Source organism: Actinomadura luteofluorescens, from assembly GCF_013409365.1.
Lineage (GTDB): Bacteria > Actinomycetota > Actinomycetes > Streptosporangiales > Streptosporangiaceae > Spirillospora > Spirillospora luteofluorescens.
In genome coordinates this window covers 5792576-5808384 of sequence record NZ_JACCBA010000001.1, presented here as the reverse complement: position 1 = coordinate 5808384, position 15809 = coordinate 5792576, and the positions used below count along the sequence as shown (strand labels likewise).

Annotated in this window: 13 protein-coding genes; 3 read left to right on the top strand and 10 right to left on the bottom strand. The window is 74.6% G+C overall.

The features are described from left to right. Nucleotides 1–33: 33 nt before the first annotated feature. The 6 genes from BJY14_RS47375 to BJY14_RS27020 all read right to left on the bottom strand — a co-directional run bounded on the left by BJY14_RS47375 (nucleotide 34) and on the right by BJY14_RS27020 (nucleotide 6153). Nucleotides 34–1584: a sensor histidine kinase gene (locus BJY14_RS47375; protein WP_258942738.1), complete on the bottom strand. Its 1551-nt coding sequence runs from the start codon at nucleotides 1582–1584 to the stop codon at nucleotides 34–36. Nucleotides 1585–1979: 395 nt separating this feature from the next. Continuing rightward, nucleotides 1980–2939, bottom strand: a complete 960-nt coding sequence (locus BJY14_RS27040; RefSeq protein WP_179846172.1) for a cation diffusion facilitator family transporter — start codon at nucleotides 2937–2939, stop codon at nucleotides 1980–1982. Continuing rightward, the gene (locus BJY14_RS27035; protein WP_179846171.1) at nucleotides 2940–4079 is read right to left on the bottom strand and encodes an SIS domain-containing protein; all 1140 of its coding nucleotides are present in this window, start codon (nucleotides 4077–4079) and stop codon (nucleotides 2940–2942) included. Then, on the bottom strand, nucleotides 4076–4258 hold the full coding sequence (locus BJY14_RS27030; RefSeq protein ID WP_089315918.1) for a Trm112 family protein: 183 nt from the start codon (nucleotides 4256–4258) through the stop codon (nucleotides 4076–4078). The genes BJY14_RS27035 and BJY14_RS27030 overlap by 4 nt, the downstream gene beginning before the upstream one ends. 43 nt (nucleotides 4259–4301) lie before the next feature. Further along, the gene (locus BJY14_RS27025) at nucleotides 4302–5657 is read right to left on the bottom strand and encodes a phosphomannomutase/phosphoglucomutase (protein ID WP_179846170.1); all 1356 of its coding nucleotides are present in this window, start codon (nucleotides 5655–5657) and stop codon (nucleotides 4302–4304) included. A 115-nt stretch (nucleotides 5658–5772) separates the two neighbouring features. Beyond that, nucleotides 5773–6153 (bottom strand): DUF3499 domain-containing protein, encoded by a 381-nt coding sequence (locus tag BJY14_RS27020; RefSeq protein WP_179846169.1) that lies wholly within the window; start codon nucleotides 6151–6153, stop codon nucleotides 5773–5775. Nucleotides 6154–6326: 173 nt separating this feature from the next. Here BJY14_RS27020 and BJY14_RS27015 point away from each other — a divergent pair, with 173 nt between their 5' ends. Beyond that, the gene (locus BJY14_RS27015) at nucleotides 6327–6755 is read left to right on the top strand and encodes a metallopeptidase family protein (RefSeq protein WP_258942735.1); all 429 of its coding nucleotides are present in this window, start codon (nucleotides 6327–6329) and stop codon (nucleotides 6753–6755) included. Nucleotides 6756–6935: 180 nt separating this feature from the next. On the opposite strand, the gene BJY14_RS27010 is transcribed toward BJY14_RS27015, so the two are convergent. The 4 genes from BJY14_RS27010 to BJY14_RS26995 form a co-directional block, all read right to left on the bottom strand. Next, nucleotides 6936–8378, bottom strand: a complete 1443-nt coding sequence (locus tag BJY14_RS27010; protein WP_179846167.1) for a DUF5719 family protein — start codon at nucleotides 8376–8378, stop codon at nucleotides 6936–6938. Further along, nucleotides 8378–11671 carry a glycosyltransferase family 2 protein gene (locus BJY14_RS27005; protein WP_179846166.1) on the bottom strand — a complete coding sequence of 1098 codons (3294 nt, stop codon included), beginning with the start codon at nucleotides 11669–11671 and terminating at the stop codon, nucleotides 8378–8380. The genes BJY14_RS27010 and BJY14_RS27005 overlap by 1 nt, the downstream gene beginning before the upstream one ends. A 183-nt stretch (nucleotides 11672–11854) precedes the next feature. Next, nucleotides 11855–12118 (bottom strand): WhiB family transcriptional regulator, encoded by a 264-nt coding sequence (locus BJY14_RS27000; RefSeq protein WP_021594342.1) that lies wholly within the window; start codon nucleotides 12116–12118, stop codon nucleotides 11855–11857. Between the two features lie 236 nt (nucleotides 12119–12354). Continuing rightward, on the bottom strand, nucleotides 12355–13296 hold the full coding sequence (locus BJY14_RS26995; RefSeq protein WP_179846165.1) for a hypothetical protein: 942 nt from the start codon (nucleotides 13294–13296) through the stop codon (nucleotides 12355–12357). 117 nt (nucleotides 13297–13413) lie between these two features. On the opposite strand from BJY14_RS26995, the gene cofD reads away from it, so the two are divergent. Both cofD and BJY14_RS26985 read left to right on the top strand, forming a co-directional pair. Continuing rightward, a complete protein-coding gene (gene cofD, locus BJY14_RS26990) occupies nucleotides 13414–14367 on the top strand; it encodes a 2-phospho-L-lactate transferase (RefSeq protein WP_179846164.1) in 954 nt (317 codons plus the stop codon). Beyond that, the gene (locus BJY14_RS26985; protein WP_179846163.1) at nucleotides 14364–15683 is read left to right on the top strand and encodes a coenzyme F420-0:L-glutamate ligase; all 1320 of its coding nucleotides are present in this window, start codon (nucleotides 14364–14366) and stop codon (nucleotides 15681–15683) included. The genes cofD and BJY14_RS26985 overlap by 4 nt, the downstream gene beginning before the upstream one ends. The last annotated feature ends 126 nt before the right edge of the window (nucleotides 15684–15809 follow it).

The following is a 15809-nucleotide window of genomic DNA, read 5'->3' as shown; positions in this document are numbered from 1 at the left end:
AGCGACCGCCCGGGGGGCGGCGGGACGCGAGGGTCAGGGGCGGCCGGGCGGCGCCTGCGAACCGTGTCCACGGATGGAATTCCCCTCACTCGTCACCGGAAGCTCGGCCTCCACCAGGAACCCGCCCTGGGTGGCGGGGCCGGCGGAGAACCGCCCGCCCAGCATGGTCGCACGTTCCCGCATCCCCACGAGGCCGTGTCCGCCACCCGATCCGGCCCCTTCCAGGCGGGTGCGCCCGGGGTCGGCCGGGGGCGGGCCCGCGGGGTTCGGTCCACCTGTACGCGAGCCGGGGTCCTGCGGGTTCAGGACCTGGGTGGACGCGGAGGCGCCGCTGTCCTGGACGCGGACCGCGAGCCGGTCGGGCAGGAACGTCAAGTCGACGCGGACGCCGGAGCCGGGCGCGTGCCGCCGCGCGTTGGTCAGCGCCTCCTGGACGATCCGGTACGCCGACAGCTCCACCGTCGTGGACAGGGCGCGCGGATCGCCGTGCACGGCGAGGTCGACGTGGCCGCCGGCGCCGCGGTGCTGCTCGATCAGGTCGGGCAGCCGGTCCAGGCGCGGCTGCGGGGAGTTCGCGGCCTCCGGCTCGGGCGTGGCGTCGGCGCGCAGCACGCTGAGCAGCCGCCGCATCTCCACCAGCGCGTCCCGGGCCGTCTTGGCGATCTCGGTGTAGCCGGCGCGGGCCTCGGGCGACAGGTCGTCCATCGTGTACGGGGCCGTCTCCGCCTGCACGGCGATCATGGAGACGGAGTGCGCGACGACGTCGTGCAGCTCCCGCGCGATGCGGGCGCGCTCCCGCATGACGGCCTGCTCCCGCTGGACGGCGGTGAGCCGGGTGAGGGTCTCGTTGGTGCGCTCGGCGGCCTCGGCCTCCGTCCGGCCCGCGGACTCCACGACGCGCCGCGCGTCCCCGAGGCCGATGGCGGCGAGGACCGCGACGATGGGCGCGGGCCAGGGGATGTCGTCGAGCGTGCCGGTCGCGAGGTAGACGACCCCGAGGGCGGCGACGCTGCCGACCGCGAGGACGCCGGTCGACTGGCGGGGCAGCCGCCGTCCCAGCGCGTACAGCGTGTAGAGGGCCGCGAAGCTGGTCGTGACGAGCAGGATCTGCCCGGTGAGGAGGCTCGCGGCGACGGCGCTGAGCACGACCGCCGCGACGGCGCGCAGGTTCTCGCGGCGCCACACGAGCGGGAACGTGGCCGCGACCGCGAACCCGCCCGCGAGGCTGATCGGGGAGTCGACGCGCGGCGCCAGCTCCGCCAGCGCCGCGATCGTCAGGGCGAGCCCGGTCAGCGGCGCGAAGTACCAGGCTTCGACGACCTCGCGCCAGGTGTTGATCCAGCGGGGCAGTGGCGCCGTCTGCCCGGGCGGGGCCCCGGGACCGCGTCCCGCTCCGCCGTTCAGCCGCGCGCCGAGCCTGACCGCGAGCGGGCGCAGGAGGGTGCCGACGCCGGTGAGGATCCACAGCAGCAGTTGCCCGACCCCCGCCACGATCCGGCCGGACAGCCGCCACGCGTGGTGCGCGACGGCTGGGCCGAACCCCGCGGGGCCGGGTCCGGTCCGGGCCTTGTCATCGGTGGTCACTCCCCCATACTGACCGTTGAGTCGGGCCATGGCCTCACCTGGCGGGTGTATGCGGATCGCGGGGATCCGCCTGGAGTACCACCCGCGTTCCCTCCTTGAGGGGGACGTGCGGACGAGTGCCGCGAACGTAGTGTCTTAATCGTGACCGCGACGGTGGCCATCGCCGACGTAGGGGGTTCGGCGGGGCCGCCGCGGTCACACCAGAACCGCCCGGTTTCAGGGGTCCGGGCGGGGAGGCATGGGAAAGCACCTCGCCGGACGGCCGCGGCTCGCCTCCTCGGAGGCACTCGCCGGTCTCGCCTGGGCTGGGGTTCGGCCGGCGCCTGCGGCGGCCGCCCGGTGAGGGGTCCCATGTCCGGCGCGGCCCGTGGAACGGGCCGCGCGGAACGTCCCGGTCAGGACGAGGCGGGGGTCTCCGGCTGCGCCTCCAGGGCATGCGCCCGGGAGGGCTCGTCCAGCGCCGGCTCCAGGTAGATGAGCTTCGCCTCCGGGATCTGCGCCCGGACCCTCGCCTCCGCCGCGTCGATCCCGCGCGCCACGTCGGCGGCCGTGTCGTCGTGGTTGACGGCGATCTTCGCGGCGATGAGCAGCTCGTCGGGGCCCATGTACTCGGTCCTGATGTGGATGAGGTGGTCGACCTCGTCCACCGACTCCAGCGCCTCGATGATCCGCCGCTCGGTCTGCGGGTCGACGCCCTCGCCGATCAGCAGGCTCTTGGTCTCGATCGCCAGGATCGTCGCGACCGCGCCGAGCAGCAGCCCGATCGCCACGGTGCCGACGCCGTCCCAGATGCCGTCGCCGGTGGCCACCGCCATCGAGACGCCGAGCAGGGCGAGGATCAGGCCGACGAGGGCGGCGAGGTCCTCCAGCAGCACCACCGGCAGTTCGGGGGCCTTCGCGCGGCGGATGAACTTCCACCAGGACTGCTCGCCGCGGACCTGGTTCGACTCCTTGATCGCCGTGCGGAACGAGAACGTCTCCAGGATGATCGCGATGATCAGCACCGCGAACGCCCAGATCGGGGCCTTGACCTCCTCCGGGTGGGAGATCTTGTGGTAGCCCTCGTAGAGCGAGAACGCCGCGCCTACGGTGAACAGGACGACCGCGACGACGAACGCGTAGAAGTAGCGTTCTCGCCCGTACCCGAACGGGTGCTGGGGGGTGCGGTCGCGTTCGGACCGCTTGCGGCCGAGCAGCAGCAGCCCCTGGTTCCCGGAGTCGGCCACCGAGTGGATGGACTCGGCCAGCATCGACGACGAACCCGTGAACGCGAACGCGACGGCCTTCGACGCCGCGATCCCGAGGTTGGCGGCCAACGCGGCGACGATGGCCTTCGTTCCACCCTCAGCACTCATCTACGCAATCCTCGCTCTGAGCTCTTGTACGGCAGGCTCGGACGCGGGGTCCACGCCGAGCGCGATAGCCAAGTAAACCGCGACATAGTCGGCCAACGCGATCAGCGACGCGATCCTTTCCAGCGGATGGTCGCCCTCCGCCCGCATCTCGGTGACCGCCACGCCCCGGTCGCGGGCCAGCGCGGCGGCCGCCTCGGCCCCCGCGCGCGCCCGCGGATGCTCCTCCGCCTCCCGCAGGCTGACCAGGTGCAGGCCGTGCTCCGGCTCGTCCAGCCGGTCGCGGAAGAAGTCGTCGGGATCGGCCGGGGAGCCGGCCCGCGCGAAGAGGCCGTCGAACACCGCGACCTGGTTCTGGCCGGCCTCCGGGAGCTCCCCGAAGACCGCCGGGTACTTGGCGTTCTCGTTGAGCTGGGAGCACATCCGGTACGCCGCCGCGACCGTCAGGTCGGTGGAGCCCCACACCAGAGGCACGTCGCCCGCCAGGTCGAGCGCGAGCCGCTTGGCCGGGTTGACGAACGGTTCGCTGGACGGACGGCACCGGTGCGCGACGTCCTCCAGCAGCGCCGCCGCGGACTCCAGCACGGCGTCGGGGACGTCCGCCAGCCGCAGCGTCCGCGCGGCGAGGAGCAGGGGGATCGTCAGGCCCCACAGGGTGGAGCGCGGCCGCCCGGCGGACCGGACGGGCACGAAGACGCCGCGGCTCCTGCCCGCGAGGTCCGAGAGCGGCGAGTCCTCCCCGCCGACGGCCAGCAGGCGGCAGCCGCGCCGGGCGGCCTCCGCGGCGACCTCCAGGGTCTCCTCGGCGGCTCCCGAGGCCGAGACCGCGACGACCAGGTCGGCCGCGCCCACCCAGCCGGGCAGCCGGTGGCCGCGCACCGTCGAGATCGGGACGGCGCAGCCCGTGCCGCACACCGCCGCGAGCACGTCGCCCGGGGCGGCGCAGGAGCCGGTGCCCACGACCACGATCGCGCGGGGGCGGCCGTCGTCGGCGAGCCCGGCGACGCCGGCCTCCGCCGCGGCGCGCCGCGCCTCCCGCACCTGCGCGGCCGACGAGGCGACCTGCCGGAGCATCCCGCCGGGATCGGCCGCCTCGGCCGCCTCCGCGCTCTCCAGCCGCGAGGGGTCGAGGGAGACGCTCACGGGGCGGGGGTCCGCGCCTCGTCCACGAGGAGGACGGGGATGTCGTCGCGCACCGGGTAGGCGTAGCCGCAGGAGCCGGTGCACACGAGCTCGTCGGCCTCCTCGTCGGCGCGCAGGTCGCCGCCGCAGTTGGGGCAGGCCAGGATCTCCAGCAGCCAGGAGTCCAGCTTCATCGTCATGGCAGCGTCACATCTCCCTTGCAGTCACTTTTCGCCGGCCCGGTCACTTCTCCCTGACCAGGGCCAGGACCTCGTCGCGGATCGCCGCCATGGTGTCCTCGTCGCCTGCCTCGGCGTTCAGGCGCAGCAGCGGTTCGGTGTTGGACGGCCGCAGGTTGAACCACCATCCGGCGGCGCCGTCGCGCACGGTCAGCCCGTCCAGCTCGTCGACCTCGACGCCGGACCGCCCGGCGAAGGCGTCCCTGACCTTCGCGGCGGCCGCGTCCTGGTCGTCGACCTCGCTGTTGATCTCACCGGACGCGGCGTAGCGGGTGTACTCGCCGAGCAGCTCCGACAGCGGCCCGTCCTGCTGCCCGAGGGCGGCGAGGACGTGCATCGCCGCCAGCATGCCGGAGTCGGCGAACCAGAAGTCGCGGAAGTAGAAGTGCGCGGAGTGCTCCCCGCCGAACACCGCGCCGGTCTCGGCCATCGTCTGCTTGATGAACGAGTGCCCGACCCGCGTCCGGACGGGAGTCCCGCCGTGCTCGGCGATGATCTCCGGGACGGCCCTGGAGGTGATCAGGTTGTGCACGATGGAGGAGCCCGGGTGCTTGGCCAGCTCCCGGGTCGCCACCAGCGCCGTGATCGCGGACGGGGAGACGATCTCGCCGCGCTCGTCCACCACGAAGCAGCGGTCGGCGTCGCCGTCGAAGGCGAGGCCGATGTCGGCGCCGGTCTCGCGGACCTTGGCCTGCAGGTCGCGCAGGTTCTCCGGCTCGATCGGGTTGGCCTCGTGGTTGGGGAAGGTGCCGTCCAGCTCGAAGTACAGCGGGACCAGGTCGATCGGCAGGCCCTCGAACACCGGCGGGACGGTGTGGCCGCCCATGCCGTTGCCCGCGTCGACGACGACCTTGAGCGGGCGGATGGACGACAGGTCGACCAGCGTCTTGAGGTGATCGGCGTAGCCCTTGAGGATGTCGCGCCGCGTGACCGTGCCCGGCTCGCCGTCGAAGGCGGGGACGCCCTTCTCGATCATGTCGCGGATCTCGCCGAGGCCGGTGTCGCGGCCGACGGGCCGGGCGCCGGCGCGGCACAGCTTCAGCCCGTTGTACCTGGCCGGGTTGTGGCTGGCGGTGAACATGGCGCCGGGCAGGTCGAGGCTGCCGCTGGCGTAGTAGAGCATGTCGGTGGAGCCGAGCCCGGCCTCGATGACGTCCGCGCCCTGGGACGTGGCGCCGCGCGCGAAGGCCTCGGCCAGCGGAACCGACGACTCCCGCATGTCGTGGGCGGTGACGACCGCGCTGGCCCCGGTGACGCGGACGAACGCCGCGCCGGCCGCCTCGGCGGTCGCGGGGTCGAGCTCGTCCGGCACCACGCCGCGGATGTCGTACGCCTTGAAGATCTTGGCGAGGTCGCCCACTCCTGCTCCTGTCCGAAGAACCGTGCGCGGAAAACGGCAGGCTCACGAGCCTACCGGGAAGGACGGGGGCGACCCGCCGGGGCGTCGGACCAGGGATCGGGGCCGGACCCCGCGATCACTCCTGGCCGGGCTGCGTTCCGGCGGGTTCGGAGCGGAGCACGCGCAGGTGGCCTCGGCGGCCGACCTCGGTGCCCTGGCCGACCGGCTCGTGGCCGGACCCGGGGGCGGGCTTGGCCGCCTCGCGGACCGCGTCGGCGAGGGCCTCCAGGTCGTCGGCGCTGGGCTCGGACTCCTCCTCGACGGGGAGCCGCACCAGCTCCCACCCCATGGGGGCGGTGAGCCGTTCGGAATGCTCGGCGCACAGGTCGTAGCAGTGCGGCTCGGCGTACGTTGCGAGCGGCCCCAGGACCGCGGTGGAGTCGCGGTAGACGTACGTGAGCGTGAACACTGCGGGCGCCTTGCAGGCGGTGCGGGAGCAAGTGCGGACGGGGCTCACGATGGCTGACCGTACCTCCCCCCACCCGGCTCCGCCACCACCCCGGCGCACGTGTCGCCGTTACCGGGCGATTTCCTTGGTAACAACTACATTCCGTAATGACCGGCTGCACGGACTGTTCCGGACAGGGCCTTCCGTGGGGTCCGCCGTGCGAGCGGAGGTACTCTTGGGACGTGCGATCCCGTGTGGCAGGCGTACGCCGCCGCGACCGGCACGGTCGCGGCCTCCGTGGTCCTCTGACGCCCCCGCAGGCGCCGGTCTCACGTACCCGGGCGGAACGGTTCGCCGACCTCGTTGACGACGAGGTCCGGCGGCTCGGTGCGCGCTGGGGCCGCGAACTGGCCCGGGTGGAGTTCACGGTCGAGCAGGTGCCGGAGGTCGAGCCCCTGTTCGACGGGCCCATCCCGCTCGGACAGACCCTCCCCGGTGACGGCGGCCGGCCCGTGCGCATCGTCGTCTACCGCCGCCCCGTCGAGGCCCGCGCCGCCGACGAGGCCGAGCTCTCCCAGCTGATCCGCGAACTGCTCGTCGAGGAGGTCGCCGACCTGCTCGGCCTCTCCCCCGAATCCGTCGACCCCAGCTACGACACTCCCGACGACTAGTTTCAACAGTCCCGGCCCACTTCGCTCGCCTGGCGGCTCCCTACGTGACCGGTACTGGGCGAACGCGGCATCGCTTCGCGATCTGCCCGGCTCCGCTCGCCTCCGGCATCGCTCCACCGGCCGGCTCACGCGTTCGCGCGCTTGACCGAGGCCGCTTCGAGACAGGCACTCGCGTCGGGATCAGTTCGGTGTCAGGGCCGTCTGGGAGTCGGCGGTGTCCGGGAGGCGCAGGGTCGTGGGGGCCGGGACGATCGGCAGCACGGTGAACAGGTAGCCGTCGCCCTTGCCCGTGGCGAGGACGCGGGACGCGTAGACGGGTGCCGAGCCGGGCCTCGGAGTGATCACCGCGCCGAAGGAGGCGTCCGCGCCGGTGCCGGGTGCGGCGAGCTCGGTCTCGACGGTGCGTCCGGCGGGGACGTCGACCCGCCGGGGGGTGCCGGCGCCCTGCGCGTTCATGGTCGTGACCTGGACGCTCGCCGCGCCGGACGGTGCGGTCAGGGACAGCGACGAGTCGAGGCGGTTGTCGGCGACGACGCCGGGCGCGGACGCGCCGAGCGGCGGCGTGGCGGTGCCGTAGGCGACGTCGGCGCCCCGGTCGGCGGCGAAGCCCGCGAGGATGGGGCGGTCGGCGACGAGCCGGACCGCGGCGGCCTTGCCGGACAGGGCGCCGTCGAGAGCGACGGACGTCACCGTCTTGCCGGGGGCGTCCAGGACGTCCTGGCCCTGCGGGGCGAACGCGCCGTCCGCGGTGATCACCTGGACCCTGATCCGGGCGTCGGCCTCGCCGGGGACCGCGACCAGCAGGCGGCGCCCGCCCGAGCCGCCCGGCACGCCGGGCACGAGGGCGGTGGCCGCGGGCGCCGGCGACCGCGGCAGCCACTCGACGCCCTTCTTCTCACCGATCCGGACGCGCAGGGACGCCGCGACGCGGCCGCTGGTGGTGCGCACGCGCAGAGCGAGGTCGGCGGCGGTCTTCACGATGTCGCCGAGCCCCTCGGGCGACCCCCCGATCTTCACGACGCGGGTCGTGTAGGGCTCGACGGGCGTGCCGCGGCCCTCGGTGGTGTCGAGCGGGCCCTCGCCGGACAGGGCGGAGACGTCGACGGACGCGGGCTGCGCGTCGACATTGGTCAGGTAGAGGTCGAGTTCGTCGGCGGCGACAGGCCCGGGGCCCATGAACCACAGATCGGTGCCGGGAACCTCGCAGCGGGCGCCGGCGAGGCCGCGGTCGTCGCCGCCGTCCCAGTAGGTGGTCTGCTCCGCCTCCAGACCGCCGGCGATGGGGCCGGTGGCGCGCAGGGTGTAGGAGTCCTCGCCGGACTTGGTGTCCTTGCCCCAGCCCTGGCCGGGCGACGTCATGGACCCCAGCGGCGATCCGCCCCTCGTCGGCGTCAGGTCGACGCGCCCGCCGCCCTTCCTCCCGGCGAGGGACTGGACGGCGAGGCGGCCTCCCTCGTGCCCCGGGCAGACCGCCACGGCGTGCGTGACCGGCGCCTCGCGGCCCTTCTCGGACGCCTCGCCCGGGCGGGAGAACGTCGCGGCGCCGTACAGGGCGGCGACGGCGACGAGCATGAGGGCGGCGGTGGCGTAGCGCATGCCGAGGAAGCGCAGGGCCCTGTCCATCAGGACACCTCCTCGGTACTGGGTTCCTCCACCGCCTCCGGTGGCTCCGGCGGTTCCGCGGGCGCGGCGGACGGCAGCTCGCGATGGACGCGGGCGCGGGGCACGCGCGGCGCGCGGCGCCGCCCCCGCCGTCCGCGGCGGCGGCGCTCCTTCTCCGCGGCGAGCATCAGCGTGTCGGACTGCGCGCCCGGCAGCGCCAGCACGGCCACCAGCAGGACGGCGATCCCCTGGATCACGACCCAGATGTGCCGCATCGTCATCGACCGGGTCAGTTCGAACTCGCCTCCGGCGGTCGGGACGTCGTACCCCTGCGCCCAGCCGTCCACCGTCCGCGCCTTGACGTCGTGGCCGTTCAGCGCGGCCCGCCACCCGCCGTCGGCGGGTTCGGCCAGGAGAAGCGTTCGCGGGCCCGTGCCAGGCGGGATCTGCACGCGGGCGTCGACGCGCCCGGCGGATAGGGGCGTGACCGTCGAGCCTTGCAGAAGCATCAACCGAGCGGACGTCGCCTGGAGTCGCCACACGGCGAACGTGCCCGTGCGGCTGAGGCGCGTCAGTTCGGGGGACGCGTCCAGGACCTTGGTGAGCGGGTCGGTCGCCGGGTGCGGCACCAGCAGGTACTGGACGCCCATCCGCGTCAGCGCGGGCCCGTCGTCGCCCTCCCGGCCGACGGCCAGACCGGCGACGAGGTCGTCCATACGGTCGTGGGCCCGGCCTTCGACGACGACCTCCGACTCCCCCAGGCGGGGACGCGCGCCCCTGAGGACCGTGTAGGAGACCCGTCCGGTCGGCTCTCGGTGCAGGACGAGCGTCCTGACTCCGCCGGCCCCCTGGACGAACTGGGGGACGGTGTCGGGGTCGAGCCGCCCCACTGGGCCGCCCGCGCCGCCGGCCACCCAGAGCGCGGCCGCCAGGACGGGCGCCGTGAGAGCCGCGGCGAGCACGGCCGCCCCGCCCGCCTTGTAGATCAGGTGGTTCCCGGCGAGGGTCTCGGTGGCGCGCTGCACGGCGGCGGTGGCGGCCAGCAGGAGCCCGGCGCCCGCGAACAGCAGCGCGACCCCGGGCCACACCGGCGCCTCGTCCGCCCCCTTGGTGACGGTGGCGGCGCTGGTCAGCACCGCGACGAGCAGGCCGAAGACCGCCAGCAGCCAGCCGGCGAGCACGTGGCCCCGGCGGCTGCGGAGCGGCAGCGCGCACACGGCGACCGCGAGCAGCCCGGCGAGCGCCCACCGCGCGGGCGTGCCCGGCCCTCCCGGGTCGAGCGCCAGCAGGTCGGCCGGGGCGGCGGGGGCGAACCGCCTGTGCAGGCCCGCCTCGGTCAGGAACCGGGACGGGTGCAGCAGCAGGCCCGCGGTCCACGGGAGCGTGAGCAGCGGCGGGACGCCGAGCGCGATGGCCAGGCCGCGCAGGCCCTGGCGCCCCGGCCGGTCCAGCAGCGCCCGCACCATCCCGGCGGCCAGCAGGGCGATCGGCCAGATCAGCGGGACGAAGGACATCGCGACGGCCAGCAGCAGCGCGACCGTCCAGGTGGCCCGCCCGGCGCGCTTGCGGCGCGTCCGGGCGTCGAGCGCGGCGGCCTCCGACCGGGGGAAGCCGTAGAAGCGGGCGGCGTGCACGGCGATCAGCGGCAGGAGGACGAGGACGACGCAGGTCCCGATCCGCCCGCCCGCGACGGCGCCGGTCGCGGCGGGAAGCAGCGCGTACACGGCGGCGAACCAGGCCCGGACGGCCGAGAGCGGGACGCGGCGGCCGGACGCGCGGGCGCGCCGTCCCGTCCGCGGCGCCTCCACCACCAGCAGCCGCGACGCGCGGTAGGCGGTGAGCCCGGCCAGCGGGACGCTGCCGAGCAGCAGGACCGACACCGCCAGCCACGGCTTGCCGAACGCCGCGGTGGACAGCACGGCCAGGACCCCGACGTACGGGGGGCTGCCGGCGTCGGTGCCGAGCCCCACCGGGTGCCAGCCCGACAGGTACTGCGCCCACAGGTCGCTCGCGCCGCCCCACGCGGGGACGAGCGCGCCGCCGCCGAGCCGCCCGGCGGCCGTCGCCAGGGAGCGTTCGGCGGCGACCGCGACGGCGGTGAGGCCGAGCACGACCATCACGCCGGGGCGGGCGAGGAACCGGCGGATCGGGCCGGGCTGGTCGGCCGTGAGGTCGTCGTCCCTGTCCTCGCGGTCGCGCTCGTGGGCGGCGAAGCGCTCCGAGACGGCCTCGCCGAACCGGCGCAGGACGACCCAGCGCGTCTGGAACCGGCGGACGCTGCGCCGCACGCGCGTGCGGCCCTCGGCGCGGGCGGCCCGCGCGCGCCGGAGCCGGCCGGGCGAGCGCAGCACGTCGCCGAGCGCGCGCAGCTCCTCGCGGGCCATGCCCGGCCGTTTGGTGGCCACCAGGACGAGGGCGTGCGCGAGCGACGCCCACACGTTGCGGACGAGGGCCCGCGGCAGCGCCCCGAGCGGCTGGTTGGCGAGCAGGGTGAGCAGCGCGTTGCGGCGGTCGCGGCGGGCGGGGTGCTCGGCGGTCATGCCGATCCCGCGGAGCCCGCGCCGGGACGCCTCCGCGTGGTAGACGACGGCGTCGCTGGCGGTGACGACCCGGTACCCGGCGGCGTGGACGCGCCAGCAGAAGTCCAGGTCGTCGCGGAAGATGCCGTACTCGACGTCGAAGCCGCCGAGCTTCTCCCACACGTCGCGGCGGACCAGCATCCCCGCGCTGCCGACCGACAGGACGTCCCGGACGCCGTCGTGCTGGCCCTGGTCGAACTCGCGCCGGTCCAGGCCGGTGTGGCGGCGCCCGGCGGCGTCGACGGTGACGCCGAGCTCGCGCAGCACGCGGCGGTCGTCCCAGTCGCGGACCTTGGGGCCGAGCACCGCCACGTTGGGGTCGGCGTCGGCCGTCCGCAGCAGCCGGTCGAGCGCGTCGCGGTCGGGCGCGCAGTCGTCGTGCAGCAGCCAGATCCACTCCGTGCGGGGCTTGCGGGAGTCCTGGCCCTGGTCGGCGTGGGGGGCGGGGGCGGACTCGTCCTCGGGGACGGGCGCGGACGCGGCGTCCTGCCGCAGCGCCTCGGCGATGGCCTCGCCGTAGCCGGTGGTGCGGGGCAGCGTGAGGACCTGGTCTTCGCCGACGACCTCGGCGAGGACGGCGGGTCCGCGGTCGGTGCTGCCGGTGTCGACGGTCACGAGCCGCTGCGCGGGGCGCGACTGCGTCAGCAGCGCCTTCAGCGCCTCCGGAAGCCACCGCGCGCCGTCGTGCGCGACGAGGACGGCGGTGACGACATGGCGATCGAGGGTGGGGGCCAAGGGTGGCTCGATCTGTGGGACGGACGGTGTCGGTGCCGGCCGGACGGGCGGTGCGGGACGAGCGCGCGGTGCCCGGACGGACAGCAGCCGTGCCGGCCCAGGGCCGGCACGGCTGATAACTGTACGCGTGGCCGCGCCGGGCACGCTCCGGATCCACCGAGATCCGGGGACGCGGCCCGTGGGTCAGACGGCCTGCCGCTTCAGCTTCCGGCGTTCCCGCTCGGAGAGCCCTCCCCAGATGCCGAACCGTTCGTCGTGCTGCAGCGCGTACTCAAGGCACTCCGTACGCACCTCGCATGCCCGGCACACCTTCTTGGCCTCGCGAGTGGAGCCGCCCTTCTCCGGAAAAAACGCCTCCGGGTCCGTCTGCGCGCACAGGGCGCGCTCCTGCCAGCCCAACTCTTCGCCGTCTGTGCCGTGCGCCAGCGGGATGACCACCTCGCTCACAGCGCACCTCCCTGCCCGTGGAACCCCCTGGTCAATGCCCTCCCACGAGTTCCTTCCCCCGAGACGGCATTGAAACTACACCGACGAAATTACACGCGTGTAGCAGTGGCCCCGTCAAGCCGGAAGGCATTCCCGGGCGACATAGCGGGTTTTGCCGGGATGGGCATGCTGACCTTTGGATGAAGATCAGTTAATCGGGCGGTCACCGGCGGGACCCCTGCCCCGCCGGAAGATCGTCACTGCGGCGGCGGGGGACGGTTGTCCCGGTACCAGTCGCCGCCCTCCTGGTCGCCGCCCTGCGGCGGGGCGGGCTGGGTGCCCTGCGGGTCCTGGCCGGAGCCGCCGCCGTAGGCACGGGTCCACTCGCCCATGTCCTCCTGCTCGGCGGGCGGCTGCCCCTGCTGCGCACCCTGCTGGTAGCCGCCCTGGCCGCCGTACTGCTGGTACTCCTGCGGCTGGCCGTGCTGGTCGTAGCCCGGCTGGGCGGGCTGGCCGTACTGCTGCTGCCCGTACTGCTGCTGGCCGTACTGCTGCTGCTCATACCCCGGCTGGGCGGGCTGCTGCCCCTCACCGGCCTGCTGGCCGTACTGCGGGTACTGCTGGTACTGCTGCTGGTCGTAGCCCGGCTGGGCGGGCTGCCCGTACTGCTGCTGCCCGTACTGCTGCTGCCCCGGCTGGCCCTGCTGGTAGCCGAAGTCGGGGTAGCCGCCCTGCTGCTGCATCTGCGGCTGCGGGCGGGGCGGCTGCATCCCCTTGAAGACCGTGAAGGCGAACCAGCCGCCGACGCCGACGACGGCCAGGTCACCGGCGCCGACCAGGAAGGTCGTGAGCTTGGTCACCGCGCCCGCGTAGTCGGAGTTGGCGAGCATCCCGCTCAGCCAGCAGATCACGCCGAACAGCCCGATGCCGCCGAGGACGCCGAGCGCCCCCATGGTGATCGTCCGCGCCTGCGGGGTCGGGGCGGCGCCCGAGGTCGTCAGCGCGATCGCCAGGACGACGAGGCCGACCATCGCGACCTGCAGGAAGGTCCCGTCGTTGGTCTGGCCGAGGGCGCGCAGCGTGAAGCTGCCCCCGCCGCCGAGAAGCGAGATGATGCCCGCGAGAAGGTGGACGCCCGCCGCGGCGAGCAGGACCCAGGCGGCCGGTTCGCGCAGGCGCTGGACGGCTTCCTTGTTCACGGTGGCATCTCCAGACTCGGGACCGGGTGTTCTCCGATAGCAGGCAAAGCTTTGCATAGTGTCGCCCGGGGCGGCGACCCCTCTGCTCTCCTCGGGGATCACCGTAGGGTTGGGACCATGAAGATCGTGGCGTTGGCGGGCGGGATCGGCGGCGCCCGTTTCCTGCGCGGGCTCCTGGCGGCCGCCCCGGAGGCGGAGATCACCGTCATCGGCAACACCGGGGACGACATCTCCCTGTTCGGCCTGCGGGTCTGCCCCGACCTGGACACCGTGATGTACACGCTCGGCGGCGGCATCAACGAGGAGCAGGGCTGGGGACGGGCGGAGGAGACCTTCACCGTCAAGGAGGAGCTGGCCGCCTACGGGGTGGGGCCGGGCTGGTTCGGGCTCGGCGACCGCGACTTCGCGACGCACATCGTCCGGACGCAGATGCTGGCGGCGGGCTACCGGCTGTCCGCGGTGACCGAGGCGCTGTGCGACCGGTGGCGGCCGGGGGTCCGGCTGCTGCCGATGACCGACGACCAGGTCGAGACGCACGTGGTGGTCGAGGACGAGCAGGGGCGGCGCGCGATCCACTTCCAGGAGTGGTGGGTGCGGATGCGCGCCTCGGTCCCGGCACTGTCGATCGCGGCGGTGGGCGCCGCGGAGTCCGCGCCGGCGCCGGGGGTGCTGGCGGCGGTCGAGGCGGCCGACGTGGTGCTGTTCCCGCCGTCCAACCCGGTGGTGAGCATCGGGACGATCCTGGCGGTGCCCGGCATCCGGGACGCGGTCGCGACCAAGACCGTGGTGGGCGTGTCGCCCATCGTCGGCGGGGCGCCCGTGCGGGGGATGGCCGACGCGTGCCTGACCGCGATCGGGGTGGAGACGTCGGCGCGGGCGGTCGCCGAGCACTACGGCCTCGGCCTGCTGGACGGCTGGCTGGTCGACGACGCCGACGCGGACGTGCGGGTGGAGGGCATCGAGGTGCGCTCGCGGCCGCTGCTGATGCGCGACGCCGAGACGACGGCCGCCATCGCGCGGGCGGCCCTGGACCTGGCGGTGGAGCTGAAGCGGGCGGGGGTCGCCGAATGAGCGCGGGACCGAGCGGAGCCGTCCCCCCGGGCAAGATCGAGGTGTTCGGCGTGCCGGGGCTCCCGGAGGTCGCCGAGGGCGCCGACATCGCCGCGCTGATCCCGGACGGGACGGTCGAGGACGGCGACGTCCTCGTCGTCACCTCCAAGATCGTCAGCAAGGCGGAGGGGCGGGCCCTGGTCGCGGACGACCGGGAGAAGGCCATCGACGCCGAGACCGTGCGGGTGGTGGCGCGGCGGGCACACGCCCGCGGCGAGACCCGGATCGTCGAGACGCGGCAGGGGCTGGTTCTGGCCGCCGCCGGTGTGGACGCGTCCAACACCCGGCCCGGCACGGTGCTGCTGCTGCCGGAGGACCCGGACGACTCGGCCCGGCGCATCCGGGCCGGGGTGCGGGAGCGGACCGGCGCGGACGTGGCCGTGATCGTGTCGGACACGCTCGGGCGGCCCTGGCGCAACGGGCTGACGGACGCGGCGATCGGCGTCGCCGGCCTGGCCCCGCTCAGCGACCTGCGCGGCCGCGACGACGCCTACGGCAACCGCCTGGACGCCACGATCACGGCGGTCGCCGACGAGATCGCGGCGGCCGGCGAGCTGGTCAAGGGCAAGCTGGAGGGCGTGCCCATCGCGGTCGTGCGCGGGCTGTCCGGCCTGCTCACGCCGGAGGACGGGCCCGGCGCGCGGGCGCTGGTGCGTCCGCCGGAGGAGGACATGTTCCGGTTCGGGTCGGCGGACGTGCTGGGCGCGCGGCGCACGATCCGCGAGTTCACCGCGGAGCCGGTGGACCCGGCGGCGGTGCGGCGGGCGGTCGGCGCTGCGATCACCGCGCCGGCGCCGCACCACACCACGCCGTGGCGGTTCGTCCTGCTGGAGTCGGCGGACTCGCGGACGCGGCTGCTGGACGCGATGCGCGACGCCTGGGAGGCCGACCTGCGCCGCGACGGCTTCTCCGACGAGTCGGTCGCCAAGCGGCTGCGGCGCGGCGAGGTGCTGCGCCGGGCCCCCTACCTCGTCGTCCCGTGCCTGGTCATGGACGGGTCGCACGACTATCCGGACGAGCGGCGGTCCCGCGCCGAGCGCGAGATGTTCGTGGTGGCGGCCGGGGCGGGCGTGGAGAACCTCCTGGTCGCGCTGGCCGTGGAGGGGCTCGGCTCGTGCTGGGTGTCCAGCACGATGTTCTGCCGGGACGTGGTCCGCGACGTCCTCGACCTGCCGGACGAGTGGGACCCGATGGGCGCCGTCGGGGTGGGCCACGCGGCCGCGCCCCCGCGCGAGCGGCCGCCGCGCTCCCCCGACGTCTTCATCGAGGTCAGGTGATGGGACAGGGACCGCGGGAATAGACGCGGGTGGGCCCCGGCTTCTACGGCCGGGGCCTTTTCCTTTTCGTCCGTTTCCGGGCCCCCGGCGCGGCACCGAATATGACGATTGGCATAGAGTGCCCGC

Coding starts and splice junctions, on each gene's coding strand:
- BJY14_RS27010 (WP_179846167.1), bottom strand. CDS start 8,378: ATGGACAGGGCCCTGCGCTTCCTCGGCATGCGCTACGCCACCGCCGCC.
- BJY14_RS27040 (WP_179846172.1), bottom strand. CDS start 2,939: ATGAGTGCTGAGGGTGGAACGAAGGCCATCGTCGCCGCGTTGGCCGCC.
- BJY14_RS27030 (WP_089315918.1), bottom strand. CDS start 4,258: ATGACGATGAAGCTGGACTCCTGGCTGCTGGAGATCCTGGCCTGCCCC.
- cofD (WP_179846164.1), top strand. CDS start 13,414: ATGAAGATCGTGGCGTTGGCGGGCGGGATCGGCGGCGCCCGTTTCCTG.
- BJY14_RS26985 (WP_179846163.1), top strand. CDS start 14,364: ATGAGCGCGGGACCGAGCGGAGCCGTCCCCCCGGGCAAGATCGAGGTG.